The organism is Kribbella sp. NPDC000426 (genome assembly GCF_040300265.1).
Taxonomy (GTDB): domain Bacteria; phylum Actinomycetota; class Actinomycetes; order Propionibacteriales; family Kribbellaceae; genus Kribbella.
Genome location: NZ_JBEPDK010000001.1, coordinates 695,979 through 721,600, shown reverse-complemented (window position 1 = coordinate 721,600; position 25,622 = coordinate 695,979). Strand labels below are relative to the sequence as shown.

General features: G+C 68.2%; 30 protein-coding genes and 1 other RNA gene. 18 read left to right on the top strand and 13 right to left on the bottom strand.

Going from position 1 to position 25,622, the window contains the following annotated elements; genetic code table 11:
- Positions 1 to 2 precede the first annotated feature (2 nt).
- A complete protein-coding gene (locus ABT313_RS03560) occupies positions 3 to 995 on the top strand; it encodes a TIGR03842 family LLM class F420-dependent oxidoreductase (RefSeq protein ID WP_350848228.1) in 993 nt (330 codons plus the stop codon).
- On the opposite strand, the gene ABT313_RS03555 is transcribed toward ABT313_RS03560, so the two are convergent.
- Positions 965 to 1,501, bottom strand: coding sequence for a winged helix-turn-helix transcriptional regulator (locus ABT313_RS03555; RefSeq protein WP_350848226.1), 537 nt, complete (start codon positions 1,499 to 1,501; stop codon positions 965 to 967). The genes ABT313_RS03560 and ABT313_RS03555 overlap by 31 nt on opposite strands.
- 29 nt (positions 1,502 to 1,530) lie before the next feature.
- Between ABT313_RS03555 and ABT313_RS03550 the strand changes: the two genes are divergently transcribed.
- Positions 1,531 to 1,902: a VOC family protein gene (locus ABT313_RS03550; protein ID WP_350848224.1), complete on the top strand. Its 372-nt coding sequence runs from the start codon at positions 1,531 to 1,533 to the stop codon at positions 1,900 to 1,902.
- Positions 1,899 to 2,246 carry a YciI family protein gene (locus ABT313_RS03545; protein ID WP_350848222.1) on the top strand — a complete coding sequence of 116 codons (348 nt, stop codon included), beginning with the start codon at positions 1,899 to 1,901 and terminating at the stop codon, positions 2,244 to 2,246. Before ABT313_RS03550 ends, ABT313_RS03545 begins: the two co-directional genes overlap by 4 nt.
- On the opposite strand, the gene ABT313_RS03540 is transcribed toward ABT313_RS03545, so the two are convergent.
- The 4 genes from ABT313_RS03540 to ABT313_RS03525 form a co-directional block, all read right to left on the bottom strand.
- On the bottom strand, positions 2,228 to 2,635 hold the full coding sequence (locus tag ABT313_RS03540) for a cytidine deaminase family protein (protein WP_350848220.1): 408 nt from the start codon (positions 2,633 to 2,635) through the stop codon (positions 2,228 to 2,230). The genes ABT313_RS03545 and ABT313_RS03540 overlap by 19 nt on opposite strands.
- A 25-nt stretch (positions 2,636 to 2,660) precedes the next feature.
- Positions 2,661 to 3,932: an ABC transporter substrate-binding protein gene (locus ABT313_RS03535; protein WP_350848218.1), complete on the bottom strand. Its 1,272-nt coding sequence runs from the start codon at positions 3,930 to 3,932 to the stop codon at positions 2,661 to 2,663.
- Between the two features lie 121 nt (positions 3,933 to 4,053).
- The gene (locus ABT313_RS03530; protein WP_166679481.1) at positions 4,054 to 4,218 is read right to left on the bottom strand and encodes a hypothetical protein; all 165 of its coding nucleotides are present in this window, start codon (positions 4,216 to 4,218) and stop codon (positions 4,054 to 4,056) included.
- Positions 4,211 to 4,594 carry a hypothetical protein gene (locus ABT313_RS03525; protein WP_350848217.1) on the bottom strand — a complete coding sequence of 128 codons (384 nt, stop codon included), beginning with the start codon at positions 4,592 to 4,594 and terminating at the stop codon, positions 4,211 to 4,213. The genes ABT313_RS03530 and ABT313_RS03525 overlap by 8 nt, the downstream gene beginning before the upstream one ends.
- Positions 4,595 to 4,722: 128 nt before the next feature.
- Here ABT313_RS03525 and ABT313_RS03520 point away from each other — a divergent pair, with 128 nt between their 5' ends.
- The 8 genes from ABT313_RS03520 (at position 4,723) to ssrA (ending at position 11,500) form a co-directional block, all read left to right on the top strand.
- Entirely contained in the window at positions 4,723 to 5,772 is a 1,050-nt protein-coding gene (locus ABT313_RS03520; RefSeq protein ID WP_350848215.1) for a carbohydrate kinase family protein, read from the top strand.
- Between the two features lie 173 nt (positions 5,773 to 5,945).
- The gene (ftsE, locus tag ABT313_RS03515) at positions 5,946 to 6,635 is read left to right on the top strand and encodes a cell division ATP-binding protein FtsE (protein WP_130444829.1); all 690 of its coding nucleotides are present in this window, start codon (positions 5,946 to 5,948) and stop codon (positions 6,633 to 6,635) included.
- A gap of 19 nt (positions 6,636 to 6,654) precedes the next feature.
- Entirely contained in the window at positions 6,655 to 7,566 is a 912-nt protein-coding gene (ftsX, locus tag ABT313_RS03510) for a permease-like cell division protein FtsX (protein WP_350848212.1), read from the top strand.
- Positions 7,567 to 7,650: 84 nt separating this feature from the next.
- Positions 7,651 to 9,093, top strand: a complete 1,443-nt coding sequence (locus ABT313_RS03505) for a peptidoglycan DD-metalloendopeptidase family protein (protein ID WP_350848210.1) — start codon at positions 7,651 to 7,653, stop codon at positions 9,091 to 9,093.
- 21 nt (positions 9,094 to 9,114) lie between these two features.
- Positions 9,115 to 9,588, top strand: a complete 474-nt coding sequence (gene smpB / locus ABT313_RS03500; protein ID WP_350848208.1) for an SsrA-binding protein SmpB — start codon at positions 9,115 to 9,117, stop codon at positions 9,586 to 9,588.
- Positions 9,589 to 9,784: 196 nt separating this feature from the next.
- A complete protein-coding gene (locus tag ABT313_RS03495) occupies positions 9,785 to 10,345 on the top strand; it encodes a DUF1707 and DUF4870 domain-containing protein (RefSeq protein WP_350848206.1) in 561 nt (186 codons plus the stop codon).
- A gap of 16 nt (positions 10,346 to 10,361) precedes the next feature.
- A complete protein-coding gene (locus tag ABT313_RS03490) occupies positions 10,362 to 11,030 on the top strand; it encodes a YoaK family protein (RefSeq protein WP_350848204.1) in 669 nt (222 codons plus the stop codon).
- A 94-nt stretch (positions 11,031 to 11,124) separates the two neighbouring features.
- Positions 11,125 to 11,500: a transfer-messenger RNA gene (gene ssrA / locus ABT313_RS03485) on the top strand.
- Positions 11,501 to 11,611: 111 nt separating this feature from the next.
- On the opposite strand, the gene ABT313_RS03480 is transcribed toward ssrA, so the two are convergent.
- Both ABT313_RS03480 and ABT313_RS03475 read right to left on the bottom strand, forming a co-directional pair.
- Positions 11,612 to 11,815, bottom strand: a complete 204-nt coding sequence (locus ABT313_RS03480) for a hypothetical protein (protein WP_350848202.1) — start codon at positions 11,813 to 11,815, stop codon at positions 11,612 to 11,614.
- 79 nt (positions 11,816 to 11,894) lie between these two features.
- Entirely contained in the window at positions 11,895 to 12,125 is a 231-nt protein-coding gene (locus tag ABT313_RS03475; protein ID WP_350848200.1) for a hypothetical protein, read from the bottom strand.
- Positions 12,126 to 12,224: 99 nt separating this feature from the next.
- Between ABT313_RS03475 and ABT313_RS03470 the strand changes: the two genes are divergently transcribed.
- Complete coding sequence (locus ABT313_RS03470) at positions 12,225 to 13,385, top strand: helix-turn-helix domain-containing protein (RefSeq protein ID WP_350848198.1); 1,161 nt, start codon at positions 12,225 to 12,227, stop codon at positions 13,383 to 13,385.
- A 52-nt stretch (positions 13,386 to 13,437) separates the two neighbouring features.
- On the opposite strand, the gene ABT313_RS03465 is transcribed toward ABT313_RS03470, so the two are convergent.
- Together ABT313_RS03465 and ABT313_RS03460 are read right to left on the bottom strand one after the other, a co-directional pair.
- Positions 13,438 to 13,689, bottom strand: coding sequence for a hypothetical protein (locus tag ABT313_RS03465; RefSeq protein WP_350848196.1), 252 nt, complete (start codon positions 13,687 to 13,689; stop codon positions 13,438 to 13,440).
- A gap of 58 nt (positions 13,690 to 13,747) precedes the next feature.
- The gene (locus ABT313_RS03460) at positions 13,748 to 14,158 is read right to left on the bottom strand and encodes a nuclear transport factor 2 family protein (protein ID WP_350848194.1); all 411 of its coding nucleotides are present in this window, start codon (positions 14,156 to 14,158) and stop codon (positions 13,748 to 13,750) included.
- A gap of 201 nt (positions 14,159 to 14,359) precedes the next feature.
- Here ABT313_RS03460 and ABT313_RS03455 point away from each other — a divergent pair, with 201 nt between their 5' ends.
- From ABT313_RS03455 to ABT313_RS03435, 5 genes are all read left to right on the top strand, one after another.
- On the top strand, positions 14,360 to 15,901 hold the full coding sequence (locus ABT313_RS03455; RefSeq protein WP_350848192.1) for an HD domain-containing phosphohydrolase: 1,542 nt from the start codon (positions 14,360 to 14,362) through the stop codon (positions 15,899 to 15,901).
- Between the two features lie 78 nt (positions 15,902 to 15,979).
- Positions 15,980 to 16,393: an ester cyclase gene (locus ABT313_RS03450; protein ID WP_350848190.1), complete on the top strand. Its 414-nt coding sequence runs from the start codon at positions 15,980 to 15,982 to the stop codon at positions 16,391 to 16,393.
- 127 nt (positions 16,394 to 16,520) lie between these two features.
- Positions 16,521 to 17,405, top strand: a complete 885-nt coding sequence (locus tag ABT313_RS03445; protein ID WP_350848188.1) for an alpha/beta fold hydrolase — start codon at positions 16,521 to 16,523, stop codon at positions 17,403 to 17,405.
- A gap of 50 nt (positions 17,406 to 17,455) precedes the next feature.
- Positions 17,456 to 17,773 (top strand): ArsR/SmtB family transcription factor, encoded by a 318-nt coding sequence (locus ABT313_RS03440; RefSeq protein ID WP_350848186.1) that lies wholly within the window; start codon positions 17,456 to 17,458, stop codon positions 17,771 to 17,773.
- Positions 17,770 to 18,309: an SRPBCC domain-containing protein gene (locus tag ABT313_RS03435; RefSeq protein ID WP_350848184.1), complete on the top strand. Its 540-nt coding sequence runs from the start codon at positions 17,770 to 17,772 to the stop codon at positions 18,307 to 18,309. The genes ABT313_RS03440 and ABT313_RS03435 overlap by 4 nt, the downstream gene beginning before the upstream one ends.
- Here ABT313_RS03435 and ABT313_RS03430 read toward each other — a convergent pair.
- From ABT313_RS03430 to ABT313_RS03415, 4 genes are read right to left on the bottom strand one after another with little or no spacing between them, the layout of a single operon-like run.
- Positions 18,306 to 18,554 carry a Rossmann-fold NAD(P)-binding domain-containing protein gene (locus ABT313_RS03430; protein ID WP_350848181.1) on the bottom strand — a complete coding sequence of 83 codons (249 nt, stop codon included), beginning with the start codon at positions 18,552 to 18,554 and terminating at the stop codon, positions 18,306 to 18,308. The two genes, ABT313_RS03435 and ABT313_RS03430, sit on opposite strands and share 4 nt — an antisense overlap.
- A 57-nt stretch (positions 18,555 to 18,611) precedes the next feature.
- Positions 18,612 to 19,802, bottom strand: a complete 1,191-nt coding sequence (locus ABT313_RS03425; RefSeq protein WP_350848179.1) for an epoxide hydrolase family protein — start codon at positions 19,800 to 19,802, stop codon at positions 18,612 to 18,614.
- Complete coding sequence (locus ABT313_RS03420) at positions 19,799 to 20,221, bottom strand: MarR family winged helix-turn-helix transcriptional regulator (protein WP_350848177.1); 423 nt, start codon at positions 20,219 to 20,221, stop codon at positions 19,799 to 19,801. Before ABT313_RS03420 ends, ABT313_RS03425 begins: the two co-directional genes overlap by 4 nt.
- A 36-nt stretch (positions 20,222 to 20,257) precedes the next feature.
- A complete protein-coding gene (locus ABT313_RS03415; protein ID WP_350848175.1) occupies positions 20,258 to 22,789 on the bottom strand; it encodes an FHA domain-containing protein in 2,532 nt (843 codons plus the stop codon).
- A gap of 475 nt (positions 22,790 to 23,264) precedes the next feature.
- Here ABT313_RS03415 and ABT313_RS03410 point away from each other — a divergent pair, with 475 nt between their 5' ends.
- On the top strand, positions 23,265 to 25,577 hold the full coding sequence (locus ABT313_RS03410; RefSeq protein ID WP_350848174.1) for a M4 family metallopeptidase: 2,313 nt from the start codon (positions 23,265 to 23,267) through the stop codon (positions 25,575 to 25,577).
- Positions 25,578 to 25,622: the final 45 nt, after the last annotated feature.

Genomic DNA, 25,622 nt, shown 5'->3' with positions numbered 1-25,622 from the left:
CAGTGGACTTCGGTGTGGTGTTCCAGTGTGATCCGCCCGCGTCCACGGTGGTGGAGCTGGCCCGGAAGGCGGAGGACGCCGGGTTCGGCTACGTGTGGACGTTCGACTCGCACCTGCTGTGGCAGGAGCCGTTCGTCATCTACAGCCAGATCCTGGCGGCCACGCAGCGGGTGATCGTCGGCCCGATGGTGACGAACCCGGGGACGCGGGACTGGACCGTGATCGCGTCCCAGTTCGCCACGCTCAACGAGATGTTCGGCAACCGGACGATCTGCGGGATCGGCCGCGGCGACTCGGCCCTGCGGACGCTCGGCGCGAAGCCGGGGACGATCGACGAGATGAAGCAGTGCGTCGAGGTGGTGCGCGCGCTGGCCCGCGGCGAGACCGTCGAGTATCGCGGACAGCAGCTGAAGTTCGCGTGGGTCGACAACGGTGCGCTGGACGTCTGGGTCGCGGCGTACGGCCCGCGCGCGCTGGCCGCGACGGGCGAGGTCGGCGACGGCTACATCCTGCAGCTCGCGGATCCCGACATCGCCGAGTGGATGATCACCGCGGTACGGCGGTCCGCGGAGCAGGCCGGCCGCGACCCGATGGCGATCAAGTTCTGCGTCGCGGCCCCGGCGTACGTCGGCGACGACCTGGACCACCAGCGCGAGCAGACCCGCTGGTTCGGCGGCATGGTCGGCAACCACGTCGCCGACATCGTCGAGCGCTACGGCACGTCAGGCGCCGTACCGAAGGCACTCACCGACTACATCGAGGGCCGCAAGGGCTACGACTACGCCGAACACGGCCGCGCCGGCAACACCCACACCACCTTCGTCCCCGACGAGGTCGTCGACCGCTTCTGCATCCTCGGCCCCGCCGAGAACCACCTCACCCGCCTCAACGAACTGAAGGACCTCGGCGTCGACCAGTTCGCCCTCTACCTCCAACACGACGCCAAGGAACAAACCCTCGCCGCCTACGGCAAACACATCATCCCAACCTTCTGAGCTGCCCGCGCCAGTTGTAGGCCGGGGGTGGTGGTGCGGTAGACGGTTGCGGGTGGGTAGGCGTCGGTGACGGTGCGGGTGATTAGGGCGGCTGCTTCGAGGTCTTTGAGGGTGAGGGTCAGGGCGCGTGGGGTGACGTCGGGGAGGGCTCGGCGGAGTTCTGAGAAGCGGCGTTGTTCGGTCAGCAGCGTCAGGGTGGGGAGGGACCACTTCTTCAGGCCCAGGTCGGTCACGCCCAGGTCGGCCAGGAGGTCCGTGAGTACGGCGGCGTCCGCGCCGAGCTGCGGGTCGGTGAGCAGGTACTCCGGGCGGAGCGGGTGACCCTTGCCCGGGTTGCGCTGGATCAGGCCGGCCTCGGTGAGGAACGTCAGCGTCCGGCGTAGCGACTCGCGGCTCACGCCCAGGGAGTGGGTGAGGTTCACGAAGCGCCCGCCGCGGCCGCGGTGGAGCTCGGCCAGCACTGGGACGGCCCAGCGGAAATGGACCAGGCGGGCAAGCGTTGACACGAAAGTAAGCTTAGTATAAAAACAGGACTATGGGTGGGATCGAGTACGACGGGCGCGCGGTCTGCGCGCTGGACGTTTCCGACCTGGAGCGGGCCGTGCAGTGGTACGAGCAGGCCCTCGGCTTCGAGGTCGTACACCGGCTGGAGTCCTGGGGCTGGGCCGAGTTGAGTACGCCGCTGCCCGGGATCTCGATCGGCCTCGGCCAGGTCGAGGAGCCGAAGACCGACGGCGGGGTCGTGGTCACGTTCGGGGTCCGCGACATCGAGAAGTCACGCCGGCATCTGGAGTCGCTGGACACCCGCTTCGACGGCGAGACGAGGCAGATCGCCGACGAGGTCCGCCTCGCCACGTTCTACGACCCGGACGGCAACACGTTCATGCTCGCCGAGAGGCTGGTGTGAGCACGCCGCCGCGGCCGGGCATGGAGAGCCTGACACTGGTCCTGCTCCGCCGCCCGGCGGCTCCGGTCGACTTCGCCGACGACGAGGCCGACCGCATCCAGCAGGCCCATCTCGACTTCCTCGACGGCAAGCGGGCGGCCGGCGTGATGGGCGCGGCCGGTCCGTTCCGCGATCACGACGACCAGGTACTACGGGGGCTGTGCGTCTACCGCACCGGGATCGACGAGGCACGCAAGCACGCGGCCGAGGATCCGGCCGTGCAGGCGGGCATGCTCGAGGCCGAGGCGATCACCTGGTGGTTCCGCGAGGGCGAGATCGTCTTGGGTCAGGGCGTCCAGCGGTAGGCGCCTGGGAGCAGGTCGGTGGCGAGAACCGACCCGGGGCCGTCCTCGCTCGGCAGGATGACCCTGATGCCGGGGTGGTAGTCGAGCAGGACCTGCCGATCACGGCCGCACGGTCCCTGGACGCCGCGTCCTTCGTTGCCTACAGCCACGATCGTCGTCAGCTCGCGGGCGCCGGACGCGCGGGCGTGGCCGAGGGCAACCAGTTCGGCACAGGGTCCGCCGGTGAAGTGGTAGAGGTTGATGCCGGCGTACATCCGGCCGTCGATACCGCGGACCGCGGCGCCCATCGTGTAGACGCCGTCGGGTCCGTCGGTGTTCGCGTCGACCGTACGGCGGGCCAGCTCGATCAGCTCGCGGTCGTCGTCGGTCAGCGGTTGCAGGGAGAGCATGCCGCCTACTGTGGCACGCTGCGGCTCAGCCCGCGATGCGTTTGAGCTCCGCCTCGGTGACCGTGCGGACCTTCTTGATCTCCGCGGCCGGGTCGGCCCCGCTGCGGATGATCCGGTTGAGCGCGTCGGAGTACGCCGTACTGGCCTTGGGCGACCACAGCATCGGGTTCTGCGGGCGGCCGTTCTCGTTGAGCAGCTTGACCGCGTCGGCGGCCGGGCCGGACTTGAGCTTGTCCGCCTTGCCGGCCAGGCTCTTGCGGGCCGGGACGTGGAAGCCGTACGACTGCGCGAAGTCGAGCTGGTCGTCGGTCTGGTCGACCCACAACCACTCGATGTACTTCTTCGCCGCGTCGACGTTCTTCGACTTCGCGTTCACGCACGCGCCGTACGCACCGACCGGGACGCTCGCCTTGCCGGTGGTCGCGTTGAGTTTCGGCCAGGGCAGTACGCCGTAGTCGCCCGGCAACGCCTTCTCGATCACGGGCAGCGTCCACAGCCCGGTGAACTGCATCGCGGTCAGCCCCTGCGTGAACGCCGCCGGGTCGGACCAGTCGGTCGGTGCCCCGAGCAACAGAACCTTCGAGGTCCAGAGCTCGCGCAGCTTGCTCAGCGACTCGGCCGCGAGCGGGTCGTCGAACCCGAACTGGTTGTCGGCGGTCAGGTAGTCGAGCCCGGCCGACCACAGCGCCGGTCCGCCCAGCACGCCGACGCCGCCGTCGTTGCCGACGAACAGGCCCTTCACCTTGTCGTTGGTCAGCTTCTTCGCGGCCGCCAGCAGTTCGTCGACGGTCTGCGGCGGCTGTACGCCGGCCGCGCTCAGCATGCTCTTGCGGTAGACCATCAGCTGCATGTCGATCACCTGCGGGATCGCGTACAGCTTGCCCTGGTACGACATCCGCTCGACCAGCGCGGCGTTGAAGTCGTCCTTGGCGTCACCCAGGATGCCGCTGAGATCGACGACCTGGCCGCTCTTGATCATGTCGATGGTCGGACCGTTCGGGTACTCGAACGTGTCCGGCCCCTGGTTCGTGAGCAGCGCCGTCGAGGCCTTCTTCTCGTAGTCGCCCGGCGACCAATGGATCGTCACGGTCGCGTCCGGATAGGCCTTCGCGTACTTCTCGACCGCCTGCTGCGTGCCCGCTTCGCCGTACTGGTGGTACCACTGCTGGAGCGTCGGCTTGTCGCCGCTGCCGCCGCTCGATGGCCGCCCGCTGTCGGAACCACATCCGGCGACGGCCATCGCCGCCAGCCCGGCCCCGAGCCCCAGCACCTGCCGCCTGCTGATCCCACCGCTCATTACGCCGTCTCCAGTCCCGCACGGTCCCACAGCCCGTGCGCATCCGCTGACTCTACGTCGGCGGTGGGGCTCAGGAGACGGTAATTCCAGGGATCAGGAATTCCGCGGGGTCAGGCGGGGGTCAGGCGGGGGCCGGCGCGGCACCGGCGCCGTTGTCCGGCCGGGCGCCCGCGATCCGGGCGACGCCGGCATCGGGTTTGCGGCCGGCTCTGCGGGCAGCCTCGACGTGCAACCGGGCCAGCTCGACGGCCTGGCGGGAGACCTTCACGGTCTTCTTCTCAGCCATTGTCACTGTCTCCCTCGACGACCTCGATGTCTGCATCCGCAATATCAGCGTACGCGGCCGCGCCGACGCGGTCGATCGCTACCGCGGCGGTCAGCGCGGCGACCAGGTCGTAGTCCTCGGGCTGTAACAACTCCGACCGCATCAGTGAGCGCAGCGTCACCACACCGGCGTCCGTGCCGGCGTTGTCCTCGCCGTCGAGGATCTGCTCGACCGCCCAGCGGACCATCCGCATCGTCTCCTCCCGGTGCCGCCAGGTGTCGAGCTCGCGGTCGGACTTGCGGACCAGGTACGACCCGAGGAAGACGCCGCCGAGCGCGAGCAGCGGACTGAGCACCGTCATCACGACGCCGACGATCGAGATCCAGGTGGGGATCACGTACGCGCCTCCCGAAAGCCGATGAATTGCATGGTTTTGACCGGTCGATGATGTTACGAAGGAGCATTCCACCCGCCACCGACAAAGCCGGCCCAGGCTGACCCAGGATGACAAGGAGCGGTGTCACCGTGACCGACGAACCCGAGATGTACGACGTGTTCGTACAAGGCACCGTGTTCTACGACATCGTGATGACCGGCCTGGAGACCGCCCCGACCACCGGGACCGAGATCTTCGCCGAAGGCATGGGCTCCTGCCCGGGCGGCGTCGCGAACTTCGCGATCGCGGCCGCGCGGCTCGGCCTGAAGAGCGGCCTGGCCGCCGTCTTCGGCGACGACGTGTACGCCGATTTCTGCTGGCGGACCCTGGCCGACCAGGAAGGCGTGGACCTGTCCCACTCGCGCCGGATCGGCCACTGGCACTCGCCCGTCACCGTCTCGATGTCGATCGACCGGGACCGGGCGATGGTCACGCACGCCCACGAGGCGCCCGGCGACCCGAGCAAACTGGTCGGTCCCGGGCTGAAGACCCGGTCCGCGATCGTGCCGGTCGCCGACGAGTTGCCCGGCTGGACCGTCGAGGCGAGGGAGTCCGGTGCGCTGCTGTTCGGCGACGTCGGCTGGGACCCGACGGACGAGTGGTCGCCCGCGGTTCTCGACGTACTGGAAGGTTTCTACGCGTTTACGCCGAACGCGACGGAGGCGATGGCGTACACGCGGACCGACACGCCGAAGGCCGCGCTGCACAAGCTGGCCGAGCGGGTGCCGCTGGCCGTCGTGACCAACGGCGCTGACGGCGTACTCGCGATCGACTCGACGACCGGTGAGGAGGAGCAGGTGCCGGCGCTGCCGGTCCGCTCGTACGACCCCACCGGCGCCGGCGACGTCTTCCTCGCGTCGCTGGTCCTCGGCACGCTGCGCGGCTGGCCGCTGGCCCACCGGCTCGCGTTCGGCAACCTGTGCGCCGGGCTGTCGGTGCAGCACTTCGGCGGCTCGCTCGCGGCGCCGGGCTGGGGCGACATCATCGACTGGGTCCGCGACCACAGCCGGCACCGTCCCGGCGAGGTCGACCCGGCCGTCCTCGAGCACTACACGTTCATCGGCGACGTGCTCCCGGCCGGCCCGGTCCCGATCGTCCGCCGGGCCTCGGCGACCATCGCGCGCCAGTCGGACGCCTGATACATCCGTTTCAAACGCACCGGGTATCGGACGCGCCCGCACGCACCGGCAGGCCTGGTCGGCGGCACGCCCGGGAACGCCTAGACTGATCGCCGGCCGCTCCGGTGGCGTACGGTGCCCTTCGTGGTTACCGTCGCGTCGCTTCCTGTTCCCGACCACGGCCGGATGATCCCGTGATCCGCTTCGAGAATGTGTCCAAGACGTACGAGGGCCAGTCCAAGGCCGCTCTGCTGAACGTCAACGTCGAGATCGAGAAAGGCGAGTTCGTCTTCCTGGTCGGCACCTCCGGGTCCGGCAAGTCGACGTTCCTGCGCCTGGTCCTGCGTGAGCACCGGACCACCCGCGGTCACATCATGGTCGCAGGGAAGGACCTGAACCGGCTGGCCAGCTGGCGGATCCCGCAGATGCGCCGCCAGATCGGGACCGTGTTCCAGGACTTCCGGCTGCTGCCGAACAAGACCGTCGCGGAGAACGTGGCGTTCGCGCTGCAGGTGATCGGCAAGCCCCGCTCGCACATCCGCAAGACCGTTCCCGAGGTGCTCGAGCTGGTCGGCCTGGACGGCAAGGAGGACCGGATGCCCGACGAGCTGTCCGGCGGCGAGCAGCAGCGGGTGGCGATCGCCCGCGCGTTCGTGAACCGGCCGATGATCCTGATCGCCGACGAGCCGACCGGAAACCTCGACCCCGGTACGTCGGTCGGCATCATGAAGCTGCTGGACCGGATCAACCGCACCGGGACGACCGTGGTGATGGCCACCCACGACGTGTCGATCGTCGACCAGATGCGCAAGCGCGTGATCGAGCTGGAGAACGGCCACGTCGTCCGCGACGAGTCGCGCGGCGTCTACGGCTACCAGCACTGACCAGGGGACTGACTGACTGATGCGCTTGAACTACATCCTGTCCGACCTCGGGATCGGCCTGAAGCGGAACCTGTCGATGACGATCGCGGTCGTCGTCACCATCTGGGTCTCGCTGTCGCTGTTCGGCAGCGCGCTGCTCGCCCGCGAGCAGGTCGACCTGATGAAGGGGAACTGGTACGACAAGATCCAGATCTCGGTGTTCCTCTGCACCAAGGACTCCGGCGGCCGCGGCTGCAGCGGCACCGAGGTGACCCAGGAGCAGAAGAACCGGATCCAGCAGGTCATCCAGACCAACCCCGACACCGCGCCCGACGGCGTCTTCTCGGAGTCGAAATCCGAAGCGTTCGAGTCGTTCAAGAAGCTGTACAAGGACTCGCCGATCGTCAGCACGGTCACCCAGGACCAGATGCAGGAGTCCTTCCGGGTCAAGCTGAAGGATCCGCAGCGCTACCAGAACCTGGTCAGCGCGGTCGCCGGCCTACCGGGCGTCGATACCGTGCAGGACCTCCGGCAGTACCTCGATCCGCTCTTCAAGGCGTTGAACGGGTTGCAAGTCGGCGCGCTGATAGCGGCCGCACTGCTGCTGGTCGCTGCCCTGATGCAGATCTCCAACACGATCCGGCTGGCGGCGTACGCCCGGAGACGGGAGATAGGCATCATGCGCCTGGTGGGCGCCTCGAACTTCTACATCCAGCTGCCGTTCCTGCTGGAAGCGGTGCTGGCGGCCCTGGTGGGCGCGGTCTTTGCCTGCGGCACCTTGTGGGTCGGGGTGTACTTCGTTGTCATGCAGCGGGCCCAGGAGACGTTCCGGGTCTGGCAGTGGGTCGGCGCGACCGAAACCTTCCGCGCGACGCTGATCATGGTCGTGGTCGGCCTGATCCTGGCCGTCATCCCGACATTCCTGACGACGCGGAAATACCTCAAAGTCTGACCCGGGTGCTTTATCGTGCGTTAACAGGAGTAACAGCAGTCACTCCTGTTACGTACAACTGAACCCAGAGCAAGGGGTCGACCTGTGGTCCCGCACTTCCCCGGTGCGAACCCGCGTGAGCGGGGGAGCATCAAGCGAGACGACAGCACCGGCACCTCCACCACGCCGTACCCGCGATCACGCACGCGACCGCCGGGCCGGCAGACGGTGGTTGCCGCCTGCTGCCTTGTCCTGTCCCTGTCCGCCGGAGTCCTGGCGGCGGTTCCCTCTGCACCGGCAGAGGCGAAACCGCCGGATCCAGCCGCCAAGAAGAAACAGCTCGACGCGCAGCTCGGCCAGCAGAAGGCCGATCTCGACGACGCGTCCGACCAGCTCGGCAAGTCCGTTGCCGCGTACAACCAAGCCGAGGCGAAGTACCAGGCCGTCCAGGTCCGGTACGCCGCCGCACAGGGCCAGCTGGCCGCCGCGAAGGCCGCCGATGCGGTTGCCGCGGGCAAGCTTGCCGCGGCCGAGGCGGCGCTGCGGACGGCGGTGGCCGACGTCGAGGCCGGCGAGAAGCTGATCGCGGAGAAGCGCGCCGTCGCGGGTCGCGCCGTACGGTCGGCGTACCAGCAGCAGAACAGCCTGGTCGGGCTGTCGATCGCGCTGCGCGGCGCCGCGCCGGCCGATATCGCCACCGGGATGCAGATCCAGCGGAACGTGTTCGGCATCCAGAGCAACGCGATCACCAATCTGAACAACGCGCAGGCGGAGCTCGCCAGCCGCCGGGTCAAGGTCGCGGCCGCGGAGAAGGCATCCGAGGCCGCTCGGGCCGAGGCGGCGGCGACGGTACTGCGGGTCACCGAGCTGACCAGGCAGGTCGCGGCCGACAAGGCCGAGGCCGCGGCGGTCGCGAAGGTCAAGCTGGTCGCGTTCAAGGCCGCCGAGAAGGAGAAGAACACCGAGCTCGCGCAGTACAACTCGCTGCTGCGGGAACGGGCGCGGGTCGAGCAGTTGCTGATCGCGCGGGCCAAGGCCGAGAAGGCGGCGGCTGCGCGCCGGAAGGCGGCAGCCGAGAAGGCCGAGCGCGAGAAGGCACGCAAGGAGCACCGGCCGCCGCGGAACATCCCGGACGACCCGGGCGGGTCTGGTGACGGCCGGTTGGCCTACCCGGTCAGCAGCTACATCACCTCGCCGTACGGGATGCGCTTCCACCCGGTCCTGCACTACTGGAAGCTGCACGACGGCACCGACTTCCGCGCCCCCTGCGGTACGCCGGTGCGCGCCGCGGCTGACGGGGTGGTGACGGACAAGTACTACAACGGCGGTTACGGCAACCGGCTCTTCGTCTCACACGGGGTGATGAGCGGTCACTCGATCACGACGGTCTACAACCACCTGTCTCGCTACAAGGCTCACGTCGGCGAGCGAGTCAAACGAGGCGAGATCATCGCCTGGTCCGGTACGACCGGGTACTCGACCGGCTGCCACCTGCATTTCATGGTGTACAAAGACGGCAACGTGGTTAATCCGATGGGGTGGTTGTAAGCGGTCTGAGATACTGGTCGGATGGTGAAACAGACCGGCCAGCAGAAGCCGATCGCGCAGAACCGGAAGGCGCGACACGACTACCACATCGAGGATGTGGTGGAGGCCGGGCTGGTGCTGACGGGGACCGAGGTGAAGTCCCTGCGGCTGGGCCGGGCCTCCCTGGTCGACGCGTTCGCCGCCGTCCGCGGTAACGAGCTGTGGCTGCAGGGCATGCATATCCCGGAGTACACGCATGGCACCTGGACCAACCACGAGCCGCGCCGTGCGCGCAAGCTGTTGCTGCACAAGGACGAGGTACAGAAGCTGATCCGCGCGGTGGAGCAGCAGGGCGTGTCGCTGATCCCGCTCTCGCTGTACTTCAAGGACGGCTACGCAAAGGTCGAACTGGCCACCGGCCGAGGCAAGAAGGACTACGACAAACGCCACGCCCTCGCCGAACGCCAAGCCAACCGCGAGGCCCAGCGGGCGCTGTCGGACCGCAACCGCCACTAACAGCCGCGCCGGCGGTTTGCCTGTGGACAACGCCGTCGGCGAACTCTTGAAAGCGGATACGCTCAAGCAGGAAGGGCAGGGGCGGGGCGGCGGTGGGGCGGCGGCACGCGGCCCGGAGCCCAGGTGGGGTCCGCTCAGGGGCTGTTGGGGGCTGAACCCGATGGGGCGAACGGGCGCCTGCACGCAGAGTGGAAGCATGTCCACTTCAGACCTGCTGGTGACGCCGGCCCAACGGGACCGCGCAGTCGAGATCCTGAAAGAGATGTACGCCGACGGCCGGCTCGACCACATGGAGTTCGACCTCCGGCTCGAGAAGGCCCTGAAGGCCCGCACCCGCGCGGAGCTGAACAGCACGTTCGACGGCCTGGTCGCCCGGCCCGTCCCGACGTTCGCGCCGGCCGCCTTCACCCGCCCCGCGCCGATCCAGCGCTACCAGGGTGACGGCCGCGGCATGGGCACGGTCGCCCACTGGCTCGGGTACCCGACCTTCTTCGTCGGGCCGGCCATCGTGGTCGCCACGACCGGCCAGAAGAACCCCGCCGTACGCCGCCACGCCGTCGAGGCGCTCAACTTCCAGCTGACCGCATTCGGCGCCTTCGCCGCCCTCGGCATCATCACCGGGTTCACCCACGGCTTCTTCGGGTTCCTGTTCCCGATCCTCGGCATCCTCTGGTTCTTGCTGACCGGCATCGGCGGCCTGGCCACCGCCGCCACCGGCAAGTTCCGCTACCCGTTCACACTCCGGTTGATCAAGTAGGCCCTACGCTTTCTGCGTGGGCGTTCCGGTCGGGGTGCGGTGGGAGGTCGGGGCGTTCCTGGGGTTGACCGCGGCGACCGGGTTGATCGACGCGGTGAGCTATCTGAAGCTCGGGCATACCTTCGTCGCCAACATGACGGGGAACGTGGTGTTCCTCGGGTTCGCGGCGGCACCGGATTCGGGGTTCCGGTTCGGCCCGCCGTTGGTGGCGGTCGCGGGGTTCGTGCTCGGGTCGCTGGGTGGGGGACGAGCGGCTCGGGTGCTTGAGGCGCGGCCCCGGCGCTGGTTGGGGATCGTCTTCGGGTTCCAGGCGGTCGTGCTGTGGACATGCGGCCTGCTGGTCGGCCTCGACGTACTGCGGGAGTCGGGCGGTACGTCGTACCTGCTGATCGCCGCGCTCGCAGCCTGCTTCGGACTGCAGAACGCCACCGTCCGGCACGTGGCGCCGCGTGATATGACGACCACCGTGCTCACTCTGACTCTGACCGGGCTGGCCGCGGACAGCGTGCTCGGGAGTGGACGCTCCGCCAGCCCGTACCGCCGGCTGGGCTCGATCGCGGCGATGCTGGCCGGCGCCGCAGTCGGCGCGCTGCTGCTCCGGTCGACCACCGGCTGGGTGATCGCGCTCGCCGGCGCGGCCGTCGCCGTCGCCGCGGCGATCTTCCTCCTGGCACCCGCCGACTGATCCCCGGGGAATGTCGGATGCGGCCGGTCTGTTGGACTTGATAGTGTTGATCTTCCACCACCCCTCGGGGCGGTGGGAGTTTGACAACTCAACAGGGGGTGAACGGTTTCGACTTTGGACGTTGGTTCCAAGGGAAGCGGGCCGAGGATCCAGGGTTATCTCGTTAACGATCTCTGGAAACCAATAAGTGCCAATACATCGCGCACTAGCTACGCTCTCGCCGCCTGACGGCCGAGCACTAAAGTAGCGGTCAGCCCGGGGATGCTTCCGACCCGGTTCCTGGCCTCAGCTAGGAAGCTTGCTGTGCTAGCCCGGTCACGGGGTTAGCACGGGACATTCACAGTGACTGAGCCTGTCAGCGAGATGTCTGTACAAACGCTGGGGCTGAGAAAAGCGCCATTCAGACTGCGCCCGGAGAAGTCTTGAAACCCCGCCGAAGGACGCGGGTTCGATTCCCGCCACCTCCACCCCTTGAGAACGCGCAGGTCAGACCACCTCTGACCTGCGCGTTCTGCTGTCTACGACCACTTTCGCCACAGACGGCGAGAGCAGTGGTACGAAGACCAGCGCCTCTCTGAACCTCAAGACTGAGGCCGGTTGCCGATGTGTCGCCAGTAGGCCTCCTGGCGGGCGTTCGCCTCAGGCCATTCGTCGATGAAGGCGGCAGCAGCACCCGTTGTGAGACCGCGCCACTCCACCAGACAGGCGATCGCTTCCTCGCGACAGATCAAACCCTCATCCACCGCGAGCGCGAGGCTCTCAAGTTGTTCGATCAGAGTCGTCATCTCTCGCTTCTTCGACTGCCGCCGATGTGGAAGGCGGGGCGGGCACGGATGCAGGGATCGACATGCGCGCCCCGCCGGTCTAGTCCCGCTCGTCGTACGGCCGCTGCTTCAACCAGTCCGGACGGACGTCCTCGGTGCCGTCGTCAAGCCACTCGGCGCCGGCCTCGTCCCGGTGGAAGCCGTGGTGTTGGCCGAGCACACAGGTTCGGTCGGTCAGCGGGTTCCGCCCATCGCATTCAAAGTCCTGCGCTGCCCGAAGAACCGGCCAGGGTGTGCCGCCCTTCGGGGTTCCCGCCGTCGCGTCGTTCATGGCTGAAAGCATCAGGCCAAGCACGCTGTGGAGCCACGATTCCCGCGTACCCCACTACACAGGGAGACAGGGATACAAGCGGTGGGTAACACTTGGGGCGTGACGTTCGGGAGTCGTCTGCGCGAATACCGGGGACACCGTGGCTGGTCGCTCGGGGACCTGTCGCGCGGGACGAACTACTCACGGTCGTACCTGAGCAACATCGAGAACGGCCGCAAGACCGCCACCGATGACGTTGCCAGCGCCTGCGACCGGGCGTTGAAGGCGACAGGCGAATTGATCGCGGCCGCCCGTCAGGACGCGGCTGCGCGGCTGAACGACACACCGTGGCAGACGGCGGAGCTCGTTCAGAAGATGCAGGTCAGTGACACCACCCCCGCGACCCTCGAACAGCTCCACGCCACCGTCGAAGAGCTGTGCTGCCAGTACAACCGCAGAGACGCCCTGGAGCTTCGTGAAGAGGCCCACGAGTGGCTCCAGTACGTCGGAGTACTGCTGCGCCGCCCGGTCGGCCTGAAGGCCCACTCGGAACTTCTGGTGGCCGGCGGCTGGCTGGCTCTCCTCGCCGGCTGCGTCGAGTACGACCTGGGCATGGGGACAGCAGCCGAGTCCACCAGGGTTGCCGCGCTCCAGTTGGGGCTGGAGGCCGGTCACCCTGAGATCGTCGGGTGGGGCCACGAGATGACTGCGTGGTTCGCGTTGACGCAGGGCCGGTTCCGCCAGGCCATAGCTGCATCGCTGAGGGGGCAGGAGGCGGCGCCGCACTCCAGCGTCACCGTCCAACTGAAAGCCCAGGAGGCGAAAGCGAAAGCCCGCCTCGGAGAGGCCCAGCTGACTGCGCTGCTGGAGTCCGGCAGGGACATGCTTCATCGGCTGCCGTACCCCGACCGCCCGGACAACCATTTCAAAGTCGACCCGGCGAAGTGGGACTACTACTCGATGGACGTACACCGGATGGCGGGCGACAACGAGCAGGCCGCCCGGTACGCCGAGGAAGTGATCCGCGACAACACCGCCCCCGACGGCACGGAGCTGTCCCCGATGCGGATCTCCGAATGCCGCATCAACCTCGGGTTCGTCGCCGGCCGCGAAGGCGACCTCGAACAGGCTGTCAGCCTCGGCATGGAGGGACTGAAGGACGGCCGCCAGTCAAAGGTCCACCTGCGCATGGTCGCAGCAGAACTCGACCAGGAACTCCAACACCACTTCCCCGGCGAAGGCTTGGTCACCCAGTTCGAAGACGCTCTACGCTCCGTCTGACAATCCAACCTGGAACTGATGCGTCCGTCCCCATCACCACGACCCAATCGACCTACTGCTTGGCTAGGAGCGCCTGCAGCAGCTGGTTTGTGCGGAGTTGCTCGTTCACCAGTGCGATCGCGTGCTGGTTGGCCTCCTCGGCCAGTTGGTTTGAGCGGGCCAGTTCGTTGGCGACGGCCCCCAGAAGTTCGACCTGCGCGGCCAGTAGCTGGCCTTGTTGCAGGTTGTGGGCTCCTATGAGTTTTGCGGTCTTGCGCGTGTTCATCGCAGCCGCAGCAATGTTCAGTCCGTCGACGCTTCCCATGGTGTTCCCCTTTCGGGGTGGACATCGTGGTTGGGGCGGCGGCTGTTACTGGATCGGGTTAGTCGTCGGAGAGTAGTTGGGCGGCTAGGGCTGTGTCTTCGGTGCCTCGGTAGTAGTAGACCTTGCCGTCGCGGAAGCGCCACCAGTGGTGGAGGTCCATCGTGCCGGACTTGCCGGTGCGGATGCTGGTGGAGCTGAAGCGGACGACGCTCATCACGTCGGTGTCGTTGGAGGCGAACGACAGGGGTGTGAACTCGGTGACGGTGATCGTCTCGGCCAACTGCTGGAAGAAGGTCTGTACTTCGGCCGTGCCGTGGCGGGCACCGTGCCAGGGCGCGATCGGCAGTTCCGAGACGGACGACCAGTCGACGTCGTCGGTGAGCTGGTCGACGATGAAGCCGACGTCGGCGCGGCCGAATGCGTCGTAGATTGCCTCGACCGTCTTGATGTTGTCGTTCATGCTCGCCATGAGAGCCTCCCCTGTCGCGTGGCCGGGGGCGCTGTTCACCCCAGTTGCGCAGTGTCAGATCGGCCCGGATGCCAACGGCACCACGGCGAAAGCCTTCCCCCGGGACCACGTCCCTCCCTACAGCTATAGACCGTTCGGAGCCGGATGGGAACCCCGCCCCGGGCCATTGCGGAGGGGGTAGGCCGGGCGCAGTCTGGCGGCGTGGAGACGACGGGGGTTCGGCTGGCAGAGCTTGTTGTCGGGCTGTCGTCGGTGGCTGACCTCGGTATGGGCTTGCCGATCGGGTCCGCGGCACGGACCGCCTTGATCGCCGTCCAGCTCGCCCGCAACTGTGGGTGGCCCGAGGACACGGTGAGCCACGTGTTCTACGCGGCGCTCCTGCAGCACATCGGATGTACGGCGTACTCGCACGAAGTGAGCGCGCTGTTCGCGGACGAGCTGTCGGTGAAGCGTGCATCGATGGCCACCGACTTCACCCGCCCAAGCGAGATCATGCTCGGCTACCTGCCGGAGATCACCCGCCGGTCGCCACCGGGAGAGCGGTTGCGAACCGTTCGATCGGGCCTGTTGCACTCCCGTCAGATGACGGCCGGCTACACGCTGTCGAACTGTGAAACGGCCGCAGCTGTCGCTCGCCGGATCGGCCTGCCCGACCCAGTGCGTACGGGCCTACTCGACAACTTCGAGTGGTGGAACGGCAAAGGAGGGCCGAAAGGGCTGCGGGGTGAGGCCATCTCCCTCATCGCCAGGGTGGTCAACGTGGCTGGATACGCCTCGTTCTTCGATCAGCGCGGTGGACCCGACGCGGCCGTTGCCGCGATCGTGCAGCGCTCAGGTCACTACCTCGACCCGGCGCTAGCGACCGCGTTCCGTCGGCACGCGAACGATCTGCTGACGGCGACGGCCGCCGGCGATGTCTCCGATCGACTGGTCGCCGCCGAGCCCACGCCGCCCGTACAGATCGCTGCCGCCGCCGTCGAAGATGTCCTGCGGATCTTCGGCGAGGCCGTTGATCTGAAGTCGCCGTTCCTGCACGGTCATTCCACCAGGGTCTCGAAGCTCGCCGACGGCGCGTGCCGACGACTCGGCCTGGACGAGCCCGACGTCGAGCTGGCGCGCCAGGCGGGCCTGGTTCAGGACCTTGGCAGAGTCGCCGTGGCAACAGGGATCTGGGAGCACGCGGGCAGTCTCGGCACCGATGCTTGGCAGCAGGTACGGCTCCACGCCTATCACAGCGAGCAGATCCTCTGCCGCTCGACGGCGCTGTCGCGACTAGGCACGTTGGCCGGTCTGCATCACGAGCGTCTCGACGGCAGCGGCTACTACCGACGCGTGTCGGCGGCGCAGCTACCCATCACAGCGAGAGTGCTAGCGGCGGCGGACAGCTACCAGGCGCTGATCCTCGATCGTCCACATCGCCGCGCGTTCTCACCGTCCGCGGCTGCCGGCGTCGTACTCGCGGAGGCACGCACCGGTCGCCTGGACCCAGACGCAGTCGCCGCCGTACTCGCGGTTGCCGACGGTACGCCGGTGTCGCAGCGAGCCCAGGTTGCCGGACTGACCGACCGGCAGATCGAGGTGATCCGCCTGGTGGCGCGCGGTCTGTCGAACCGCGCTATCGCCGGCGAGCTGACGATCTCGACGCGTACGGCGGAACACCATGTCCAGGACATCTATGCGCGCATCGGAGTCTCCAGCCGGGCCGCGACCGCGCTCTTCGCGATGGAGCACGGTCTGCTCTGACCATTGGTAGTTCTGCCCATGTGGCCCGCCGCGGTGATCGCGATCCTCGAGAAGTACCAGCCGATTCGAGGAGGAACGATGAGCGAGACGAACAAAGCGATCATGAAGCGCTTCATCACCGATTACCAGGTCGGTGACGACCAGCAGGTGCTGTACGACACGGTGTCGCCGTCGCTGGTCAATCACACCCCGATGTTCCCGGATGCGCCCGGCGGGCCGGCGGAGGTCAAGGCGATCTTCGACCTGTTCCACGCAGCCTTCGACGACTTCGGCGCCGAAGTGCTCGGACAGCTCGCCGAGGGTGACAAGGTCGTCACCTACAAGGTGTTCACGGGCAGGCACACCGGTGAGTTCCTGGGCGTGCAGCCGACCGGCGCGAAGGTCCGGTTCGAGGTGATGGACATCGTCCGGATCGCCGACGGCCAGATCGTCGAGCACTGGGGACTGGTCGATCAGCTCGGTCTGCTCCGCCAGCTCGGAGCGGTCACCTGAGCCGCGCGGACCACGAATTTCCTCATCCGGGCAGATATCGGGCCGCTGACGGGTTATGTCAGTGGGGTGTCAGGCCGATGCCAGCGGGGCGGGGGATGGTGGGGTTGTGGAGCAGGGGAGGGTCCGGATGAGCGCAGCACGCGCAAAAGGGTGGGAGCGGGACGTTGTGGTTGCCGGCGATCGGTCGGCGATCGAGGTTCTGAGCCGGGGCGCGGGGCCCGGCGTGGTGGTGGTTCCGGGGAACAACCGGCGGGCGCACCACTACGAGAAGCTCGCGCGCGGGTTGGCCGGCGCGCACACCGTGCACGTGATCGAACGGCGGGGCCGCGGGGCGAGCGCGCCCCAGGGACCGTCGTACGGCGTGGAGACCGAGGCCGATGACGTGCTGGCGGTGATGGAGCGTACGGGGGCTCGGGTGCTGTTCGGGCATAGCTACGGCGGGTTGATTGCGCTTCATGTGGGGTTGCGGGAGTCGTTGGATGCGTTGATTGCGTATGAGCCGGGTGTGAGTATCGGCGGGTCGTTCGATGCGAGTTGGCTCGAGGTGTTCACGCGGCAGTTGGGGGACGGGCGGCGGGTGGCCGCGATGGCTACGTTCCTCAAAGGGACTGATTTGTTGCCGTTCCGCGCCGGTCCGTTGCTGTGGGCAATCTCGTTGCTGATGTTGCGCGGCTCGGGCGGGCGGGAGACGCGGGAGATGATGCCGACGACGCCGGCCGAGATCGGCGAGGTTGTGCGGCTCGACTCCGACGGCAGCCGGTACGCCGGGATCGCGGCGCGGACCCTTCTCCTCGGTGGTGAGAAGTCGCCCGCGTACCTGACCGGAGTACTCCCGCAGCTCGCGACGATCCTGCCGAGCGCCGAGTACACGATCCTGCCCGGCCTCGACCACAACGCGCCCGATCTGAACGCTCCGGACACTATCGCCCAGCAGATCCGGCTGCACCTCGTCCGTGGGGAGCGTCACGGGTACGTCGACCACGACCTCGAGGCATCGCTACCCACGACCTGACCCGCTTATGTACCTTGACGGTTACGTACCCTGATGGTTACATAAGAGCCATGGAAGCTGTACTGCGGGCTCTGGCCGATGACGGGCGACGGACGCTGGTAGAGGCGCTGGCCGCCGGTCCCGCGACCGCGGGCGAGTTGGCGGAGCTGTTGCCGATCGCGCGCCCCGGGGTCTCCCGGCATCTGAAGGTGCTGCGTGAGGCGGGGCTGGTGGACAGCCGGCAGGAAGCGCAGCGCCGGGTCTACAGCCTGCGGTCCGAGCCGCTGGCCGAGCTCGACGAATGGCTGGGACGGTACCGCGCTCTCTGGGAGCAGCGGCTCGACGCGCTGCACACCGAGATCGCCAGAGGGGAGAGGAGCGACAAATGACATCCAGCGGAGGCCGTGTTCTGGGCCGCCTCGCCGCAGCGGACGGCGCCGGCGTCGTCCGGATCGAGGATCGCTACGACACCGGCATCGACGACCTGTGGACGGCAGTCACCGATCCGGACCGGCTGGCCCGGTGGTACGGGAAGGTCGACGGCGATCTCCGTCTCGGCGGCGCCTTCACGCTGTACGTCGAGGCCGCCGACCTGCACAGCACCGGGCGCGTCGACGTCTGCGAACCGCCGCGGAACCTGCGGGTCACGACCCGGGAGACCGACGAATCGGCGGCGCGAGGCAACGGTCCGGCACCGTTCGACACGACGATCGAAGCCACCCTCACCGCCGACGGCGCGCAGACGATCCTGACCATCGAGGTGCGCGGCGTCCCGTTGGACAAGATCGAGTACTTCGGCACCGGCTGGCAGATCCACGCCGAGAACCTCGCGGCGTACCTCGCCGGCGGTGAGCCGACCGGCACCGAGGAGCACTGGACCGAGCTCGTCGCCGCCTACCAAGCGATGTCGGCCGCCATCCGCTAGCCCGACGCGGTCGCGATCAGCTCATCCGACAGGCTACGCAGCCGCGCGCGGGCGTCCGCGTCGTACGCCTGTGAGTTGGCTCGCGACTCGCGGAGACCGTTGAAGTACCGCCCGGTCGGCAGGTCCGGCGCCGTGATCAGTCGCATCGTGGCATCGGCGCCCTCGGCAACAGTGCTGATCGGGCCGACCCCGCTGTCGGTCACCATCGTGGTCGCCATGAAGGTTGCTGGGTGCAACGAGTTCACAAGGAACCCTTCTGCAGCAAGGGCGTGGCGCGACCACCCCCGGCTGGCCGGCCATCGCTAACGCAGATCCCGGAACGTCCGCCGGAGGTCGTCGGTCCATTCCGTTGGCAGCTCCCACGGAATGAAGTGGCCGCCGTTCGGATGTGCGGTGATGTTGACGTGGTTGTACCAGGCGGCGCGGTCATTGGCGAGGAAGTTGTCGACGCGTTGCTGCGGGGTGTGGACGCCGGGCGGGTCCTCGTGGCCGACGAAGGTGATCCCGGTCGGCGCCTCGATCACCGGCGTACGGTCGTGGGACGGCGTCCACGGGTAGCGGTTGTTGTTGGCGTACGTCCGGATCGAGGTGTCGATCGCGTTGCCGGCCCAGAAGATCGTCGCGTGCGTGAGCAGGTCGTCGTCGGTGAACGCCTTCTCGCTCTCGGCCCACTTCTGCCAGCGTTCCAGGATCCACGCGAGCATGCCGGCGGGTGAGTCCGCGAGACCGAAACCGAGCGTGCTCGGGTCCAGGACGTGCACGGCAAGATGCGACGCGAAGCGGTGCTCTAGCTCGAGGATCCGGGCGTGGATCTCCGGCGGCAGACCTTCCGGGATCGGGTTGCCGCCGCTCAGGTCCCATCCGCGGTCGCCGTTGAAGAAATTCAGCTTCAGGGCCGAGCCGATGTGCATCCCGTACAGCTCGTCGGCGTACTTGTGCCCGAGCTGCCCGGTCACCAGCGCGCCGACGTCGCACCCGGCCGCGGCGTACTTCGGATGCCCCAGCACCTCGGTCATCAGCGAATGCCAGACATCGGCGATCTTCCAGAAGTTCATGTCCGGCCGCGTCGGCGTCGAGAACCCGAACCCGGGCAGCGACGGCACGATCACGTCGAACGCGTCGGCCGGATCACCGCCGTACGACGCGGGGTCGGCGAGCCGGTCGATCACCTTCGACCAGTGCCAGAACGTCCACGGCCAGCCGTGACTCAGGATCAACGGGATCGGGTTCGGGCCGACGCCCGGCTTGTGCATGAAGTGCACGGGTACGTCGCCGACGTCGACCCGGTAGTGGTCGTACGCGTTGATCGCGCGCTCGGCGGCACGCCAGTCGAAGCCGTCGGCCCAGTACTCGACCAGCGGTTGCAGGCGGGTACGACGTACGCCGTAGAAGCCGTCGTCGTTGCCGGCGTCCCGCGGCCATTTCGTGGCGCGGAGACGCCGGCGGAGATCGTCGAGTACGTCGTCGGGTACGTGGATGGGCGTTGGAATCATGGGGAATCCTCAGCAAGCTCGGTCAAGCGGTGGAGTACGTCGACGGAGCCCGCGAGCACGGCGCGCTCTTCGGGCGTCAACTGGTCGACGAGTGCGGTGAGTTTCGCGACCCGGTTCGCGTGCCGGGAGTGCACGATCTCCTGGCCCGCTTCGGTCAGGGAGATCAGGCTGGCCCGGCCGTCGCTGGGGTCGGGGCGGCGTTCGAGCAGGCCGTCCTGCTCGAGCTTCGCGACCAGGCTGGTCAGCGCGGGCTGCTTCAGCTGCTCGGTCGGTAGGAGCTCGGTGAGCCGCAACGGGCCGTTGCGGTTGAGCGTGTGCAGCACCGACAGCGTCGAGAAGTTGAATCTCCGCACCGACGGCAGCCGGATGAAGATCGTGTTGAAGTCCTCGATGACAGTCGTCAGCCGGTCGACGTCCATGCCGACGACTATATCAATTTTCGATGTATGTTCAAGTCAGTTGCTTAGGGCAACAGGTACGCCGAGCCCGGTCCCGCCGGACTTCAGGGTGAGGACGGCGGCGTCGGCGCTGTCCGGAAGCTTGCCCTTGAAGGTGATCGTGCCGTGTGCGGTGCCGCCGGTCGCCACCTTGCTCGGCCAGTTGCTGCGGCGGGTGTCGGCGCGCAGGGTGGTGCCGTCCGCGGCCGTGAACGTCGCGCCGGCGATCGGGATCGTGATGGGCTCCTTGGCGCCGTTCGCGAGCATCACCTCGACACGGGTGAAATGGCTCGTGTACGTGACGTTCTCGACCGTGACGGTGATCGCACCGGCCGGTTTCGCGACGGGTTTGACCAGGCGGTCCTCGCCGGATTCGTTGCCGGTCAGGTAGCCGCCGACGTACTCCGTGCCGGCGGTCAGCGCGAACCCGCCGACGCCGACGCCGACCAGCACGACGGCGATCGCGATCAGGATCGAGACGTCGAGCCGCCCCGGGCGGTGGTCCTTGGGTGCGGCCGCGTCGAGCAGCGCAAGCACCATCGCCACCACGAGCGCGATCCCCGGCGGCACCAGCCAGCGCAGCTCACCACCAGGTCCGTCGGCGAGGAACGTGACAATCAGGTTCACGATCAGCCCGAGCACGATGATCCCCGCGCCGACAATCAGCACCCGAGGCAACCGCACAGTCCCAACGGCCTCACCCTCAGCTCCCACCACCCGCCGGTCCCCGTCAGGCAACCGGTCCGCTTTTCCGCGCCGATCCGCGCCCCGCTCAGTCTTGGTTGGCCGCCCCGCGCTCGCGCCCCGCCCACCGTTCGCACGCCGATCCGCGCCGCGCTCGGCGTTCGTGCGATGGTCCGCGCCCGCGCCGGCCTCGGCCGTCGTGCCACGCTCGGCGTTGGTGCCGCGCCCTCCGTTCGTACGACGGTCCGCGTCGGCACGCCTGTCTGCGGCGGCGCGCCGATCCCCACCCGTACGACGGTCCCCACCGGGCAACCGCCGCTCCGCCGGTGCCCGACTCGGCTCCGGCCAGTTGTCCGACTGATTCCAGTTAGGCTCCGCCTGCTCAACCCGAGCCGAAATCTCCCAAGGCGTCCGAACCGGCTCCGCGTTATCCACCGACGGATAAGCCGCCCAACCCCCACCCCCCGACGGCCGCTCACCCGCCTCCTCAACCTCAAACCCAGGCACAACCCCCGCAGCCCCAAACTCCTCCCCACCCTGCCCCCGCTGATACCGCCCCGGCTCCGCCTGGTCGCCCTGGTACTGCGCTGGGCCCGGCTGGTCGCCCTGGTACTGCGTCGGCTCCGCCTGACCGCCGTCGTGGCCCGCCAGGCCCGCGTGGTCACCGCTGTACTCGGCCGGGTCCGCCTGCTCACGCTGGTACTGAGCAGGGTCCGCCTGCTCACGCTGGTACTGAGCAGGGTCCGCCTGCCGACCCTGGTACTCGGCGGGGTCCGCCTGGTCACCCTGGTACTCGGCGGGGTCCGGCTGCCCACCCTGGTACTCGGCGGGGTCCGCCTGGCCACCCTGGTACTCAGCTCGGTCCGCCTCCCCACCCCGGTACTCCGCCGGACCGGCCTGCTCGCGCTGGTACTGGGCTTGGTCCGGCTGGTCGGCCCGGTACTCCGCTGGGTCCGCCTGCCCGTCGCGGTACTCGGCCCGGTTCGGCTGCTCACGCTGGTACTGCGCAGCGCCACCTGCCTGGTACTCGGCCCCAGCATTCCCCTGGCGTGCCGGTTCGCTGGACTGCCCGCCACCGCCAGCAGCCCCGTCGGCCGCCCGCGGGTCCTGAGCAGGCGGGAACGCCCCACTGGGGCCTGTGGGTTGTGGAGGGGCAGCCGGAGGCGGGAACGCCTCGCCCTGCGTAGGCCTCGCGGGTGCTGGAGTGGCGGCCGGCGCCGCAGCCGACTCCGGCGTGAAGTCGCCGTACTGCTGGCCGCCTGCAGCCGCGCCGGCCTCCCCTGGCTCCTCAGCAGGCCGAAACGCCTCACTGGATGCAGCCCCCGCTGACGCTGGGGGAGCAGCAGCCGCTGCTCCGTCGGCTGCCCACGGATCCTGAGCGGGCGGAGCCCCGCCGGGCGCGGGGCCTGCAGGTGGCGGAGGTGTCTCTTGGGCTGCGAACCCGGCGTACCCAGGGCCGTCGGACGACCTCGGCGTGTACCTGGGGTCGGGCTCCCCGCCCGCAGCAGCCGGACCGGCTGGTGCTGGGGTCTCCCACGACCCGTCCTCGCCTGCGGAGGAGACCCGGTCCGGGATGGAGGTCTTGTGGAAGGTGAGGACTGAGCGGCCTATGTGGATGCGGTCGCCGGTGCTGAGGGCCGTGGGGGCGGTGATGCGGTGGCCGTTGAGGCCGGTGCCGTTGCGGGACTCGTCGTGGAGGGTCCAGGTGGTGGCTTCGCGGGTCAGGCGGGCGTGGATGCGGGAGATCTGGTCGTCGGCCTGCAGACGGATGTCGGCGTTGGAGGCGCGGCCGATGGTGATCGTGTCGGCCTCGGGCGGCAGCGTCCAGCGCTGCTCGCCGAGCGACAGCACGAATTCGGTTTCCACTCACACCCCAGCCGGCGTCATCCTGATCGCGTTTCCGTCGCGCCGCTGCCGGCGCGTCGCACCCCGCGGCAGCCAACCCGTCTGCGCGATTCTGCCATCCGCGCCCGCTCCGGACCACCGGCAGTACCCCACCAGCACCCTCCGCGACAGCCCCCTCACAGCCCGGCCCAGGCGCACCCGGCGTACGGCCTCCGGTTGTCACAAATCTCAGGATCCGGTCGCCTTTGTCAGCTGTTAGTAGCGATGACAACGCGGTCAGTTGTCTTTGCGGTGCCAACGGCACGGTAGCGCCTTGCCCGGGTGGGGTCGCGGACATAGTGTCCCCCCGCGCGATTCATCGGGGCCGGATGAAAAGGGGGACCCAGTAACAGGCCCGGTGAGTAGGCCGGAGGTTCCAGGCGGAGTGGTGCACCGCCTGCAGTCCGGCGAGGCGCAACCCGCCCAAAGCACCGTATTCGCGAAGGGACCAATACCAATGGTCTTGTTCCAGCGTTCTCGTAAGCCTGCCGTCATACTGGGGCTCACCGGCCTCGCCGCGGCAGCACTCGCCGGATTCGGTACGTCGGCCGCAGGGGCCGCGCCGAGTGCGGCACCCCCGCCCCGGCCCTCGCAGGCGCAGTCGAAGGCGTTCGCCGTCGATTCCGCCTCGTCGCTGGTCGCCGGCCGGCCGAGCGCCCTGCACGCCTCCAAGGACGACAAGTTCGCCGCGAAACCGGTGATCTCGGACCCGTCCGGCCTGCAGTACGTCCCGTACGAGCGCTCGTACAAGGGGCTCCCGGTCATCGGTGGTGACTTCGTCGTCGTCACCGACGCCAAGGGCGCCGTGAAATCGACCTCGGTCGCTCAGACCACCGCCGTACCCGATCTGTCGACGACGGCCAAGGTGACCGCCGCGGCCGCGTTGAAGACCGCCACCAAGCAGCTGAAGAAGGTCGACTCCTCGACCACTCCGACGCTCGCGGTCTACGCGCTCAACGGCACCCCGAAGCTGGCCTGGCAGTCCCGTGTCACCGGCCGCAGCGCATCGGAGCCGTCGAGCCTGAGCGTGTACGTCGACGCGCAGAGCGGCAAGGTGCTCGGTACCCAGGAGCACGTCATGGCCGGCAACGGCACCGCGGCGTACAGCGGGCCGAACCCGGTCCACCTGGACACCACGCTGTCCGGCAGCACGTACTCGATGAAGGACCCCAACACCACCAACCAGTCCTGCCAGGACGCGGCGAACAACACCACGTTCTCCGGTCCGGACGACAACTGGGGCAACGGGACGGCGTCCAACAAGGAGACCGGCTGCGTCGACGCACTGTTCACCGCGCAGACCGAGCGGCACATGCTGACCGACTGGCTCGGCCGTAACGGCTTCGACGGCAACGGCGGCGGCTGGCCGATCCGCGTCGGCCTGAACGACGAGAACGCGTACTACGACGGTTCGCAGGTGCAGGTCGGCCACAACACGGCCGGCGGCTGGATCGGTTCGATGGACGTCGTGGGCCACGAGCTCGGCCACGGTATCGACGACCACACTCCGGGCGGCATCTCGGGTTCGGGCACGCAGGAGTTCGTGGCCGACACCTTCGGCGCGGCCACCGAGTTCTACAGCAACCAGGGCTCTGCCTACGACCCGCCGGACTTCCTGGTCGGTGAAGAGGTCAACCTGGTCGGCAGCGGCCCGATCCGCAACATGTACAACCCGTCCGCGGTCGGCGACCCGAACTGCTACTCGAGCTCGATCCCGGGCTCCGAGGTGCACGCCGCGGCCGGTCCCGGCGACCACTGGTTCGTGCTGCTGTCCATCGGCAGCGGCGGCAACCCGAACGTGCCGACCTGCAACAGCTCGTCGGTCACCGGTCTGGGTATCCAGAAGGCCATCAAGATCATGTACAACGCGATGCTGATGAAGACCAGCAGCAGCTCGTACCTGAAGTACCGCACCTGGACCCTGACCGCGGCGAAGAACCTGTACCCGGGCAGCTGCACCGAGTTCAACACCGTCAAGGCGGCGTGGGACGCGGTCAGCGTGCCGGCTCAGTCCGGTGACCCGACGTGCACCGTCTCCGGCGGCGTCACGGTCAACAACCCGGGCAACAAGAGCGCCACGGTCGGTACTGCGATCGCGTCGTTCACGCTGACGGCCAGCGGCGGCACCGCGCCGTACACCTGGTCCGCCACCGGTCTGCCGGCCGGCATCACCATCGGTTCCTCCACGGGCACCGTCTCCGGTACGCCGACCACCGCCGGCACCTACAACGTGACCGCCACGGCCACCGCGAGCGCGGGCGGTTCCGGCAGCACGTCGTTCAGTATCACCGTCAGCCCGGTCGGCGGCGGCTGCTCCTCGCCCGGCCAGAAGCTCGGCAACGCGGGCTTCGAGACCGGTACGGCGTCGCCGTGGTCGGCCTCGGCCGGAGTGATCGACAACACCACCTCCCAGCCCGCCCACAGCGGCACCTGGAAGGCATGGCTGGACGGCTACGGCCAGACCCACACCGACACGCTGAGCCAGTCGGTCACGATCCCGTCCGGCTGCGCGGCGACGCTCACCTTCTACCTGCACATCGATTCTGCGGAGACCACCACCACTACGCAGTACGACAAGCTCACGGTGAAGGCGGGCTCGACCACGCTGGCGACGTACTCGAACCTGAACAAGGCGAGCGGCTACTCGCTCAAGTCGTTCAACCTCTCGTCGTTCGCCGGCCAGACGGTGTCGATCAGCTTCACCGGCACCGAAGACAGCTCCCTGCAGACCTCGTTCGTCATCGACGACACGGGCCTCAACCTGAGCTGACCCCTTGAAAGAACCCGGCCGCCGCACCTTCGGGGGTGCGGCGGC

What these genes read in the sequence shown, in the direction of transcription:
- ABT313_RS03550 (WP_350848224.1), top strand. Translation starts at nt 1,531, where the DNA reads ATGGGTGGGATCGAGTACGACGGGCGCGCGGTCTGCGCGCTGGACGTT.
- ABT313_RS03410 (WP_350848174.1), top strand. Translation starts at nt 23,265, where the DNA reads ATGGTCTTGTTCCAGCGTTCTCGTAAGCCTGCCGTCATACTGGGGCTC.
- ABT313_RS03445 (WP_350848188.1), top strand. Translation starts at nt 16,521, where the DNA reads ATGAGCGCAGCACGCGCAAAAGGGTGGGAGCGGGACGTTGTGGTTGCC.
- ABT313_RS03475 (WP_350848200.1), bottom strand. Translation starts at nt 12,125, where the DNA reads ATGAACGACGCGACGGCGGGAACCCCGAAGGGCGGCACACCCTGGCCG.
- ABT313_RS03435 (WP_350848184.1), top strand. Translation starts at nt 17,770, where the DNA reads ATGACATCCAGCGGAGGCCGTGTTCTGGGCCGCCTCGCCGCAGCGGAC.
- ABT313_RS03420 (WP_350848177.1), bottom strand. Translation starts at nt 20,221, where the DNA reads ATGGACGTCGACCGGCTGACGACTGTCATCGAGGACTTCAACACGATC.
- ABT313_RS03460 (WP_350848194.1), bottom strand. Translation starts at nt 14,158, where the DNA reads ATGGCGAGCATGAACGACAACATCAAGACGGTCGAGGCAATCTACGAC.
- smpB (WP_350848208.1), top strand. Translation starts at nt 9,115, where the DNA reads ATGGTGAAACAGACCGGCCAGCAGAAGCCGATCGCGCAGAACCGGAAG.
- ABT313_RS03495 (WP_350848206.1), top strand. Translation starts at nt 9,785, where the DNA reads ATGTCCACTTCAGACCTGCTGGTGACGCCGGCCCAACGGGACCGCGCA.
- ftsX (WP_350848212.1), top strand. Translation starts at nt 6,655, where the DNA reads ATGCGCTTGAACTACATCCTGTCCGACCTCGGGATCGGCCTGAAGCGG.
- ABT313_RS03440 (WP_350848186.1), top strand. Translation starts at nt 17,456, where the DNA reads ATGGAAGCTGTACTGCGGGCTCTGGCCGATGACGGGCGACGGACGCTG.
- ABT313_RS03425 (WP_350848179.1), bottom strand. Translation starts at nt 19,802, where the DNA reads ATGATTCCAACGCCCATCCACGTACCCGACGACGTACTCGACGATCTC.
- ABT313_RS03450 (WP_350848190.1), top strand. Translation starts at nt 15,980, where the DNA reads ATGAGCGAGACGAACAAAGCGATCATGAAGCGCTTCATCACCGATTAC.
- ABT313_RS03540 (WP_350848220.1), bottom strand. Translation starts at nt 2,635, where the DNA reads ATGCTCTCCCTGCAACCGCTGACCGACGACGACCGCGAGCTGATCGAG.
- ABT313_RS03530 (WP_166679481.1), bottom strand. Translation starts at nt 4,218, where the DNA reads ATGGCTGAGAAGAAGACCGTGAAGGTCTCCCGCCAGGCCGTCGAGCTG.
- ABT313_RS03480 (WP_350848202.1), bottom strand. Translation starts at nt 11,815, where the DNA reads ATGACGACTCTGATCGAACAACTTGAGAGCCTCGCGCTCGCGGTGGAT.
- ABT313_RS03535 (WP_350848218.1), bottom strand. Translation starts at nt 3,932, where the DNA reads ATGAGCGGTGGGATCAGCAGGCGGCAGGTGCTGGGGCTCGGGGCCGGG.
- ABT313_RS03465 (WP_350848196.1), bottom strand. Translation starts at nt 13,689, where the DNA reads ATGGGAAGCGTCGACGGACTGAACATTGCTGCGGCTGCGATGAACACG.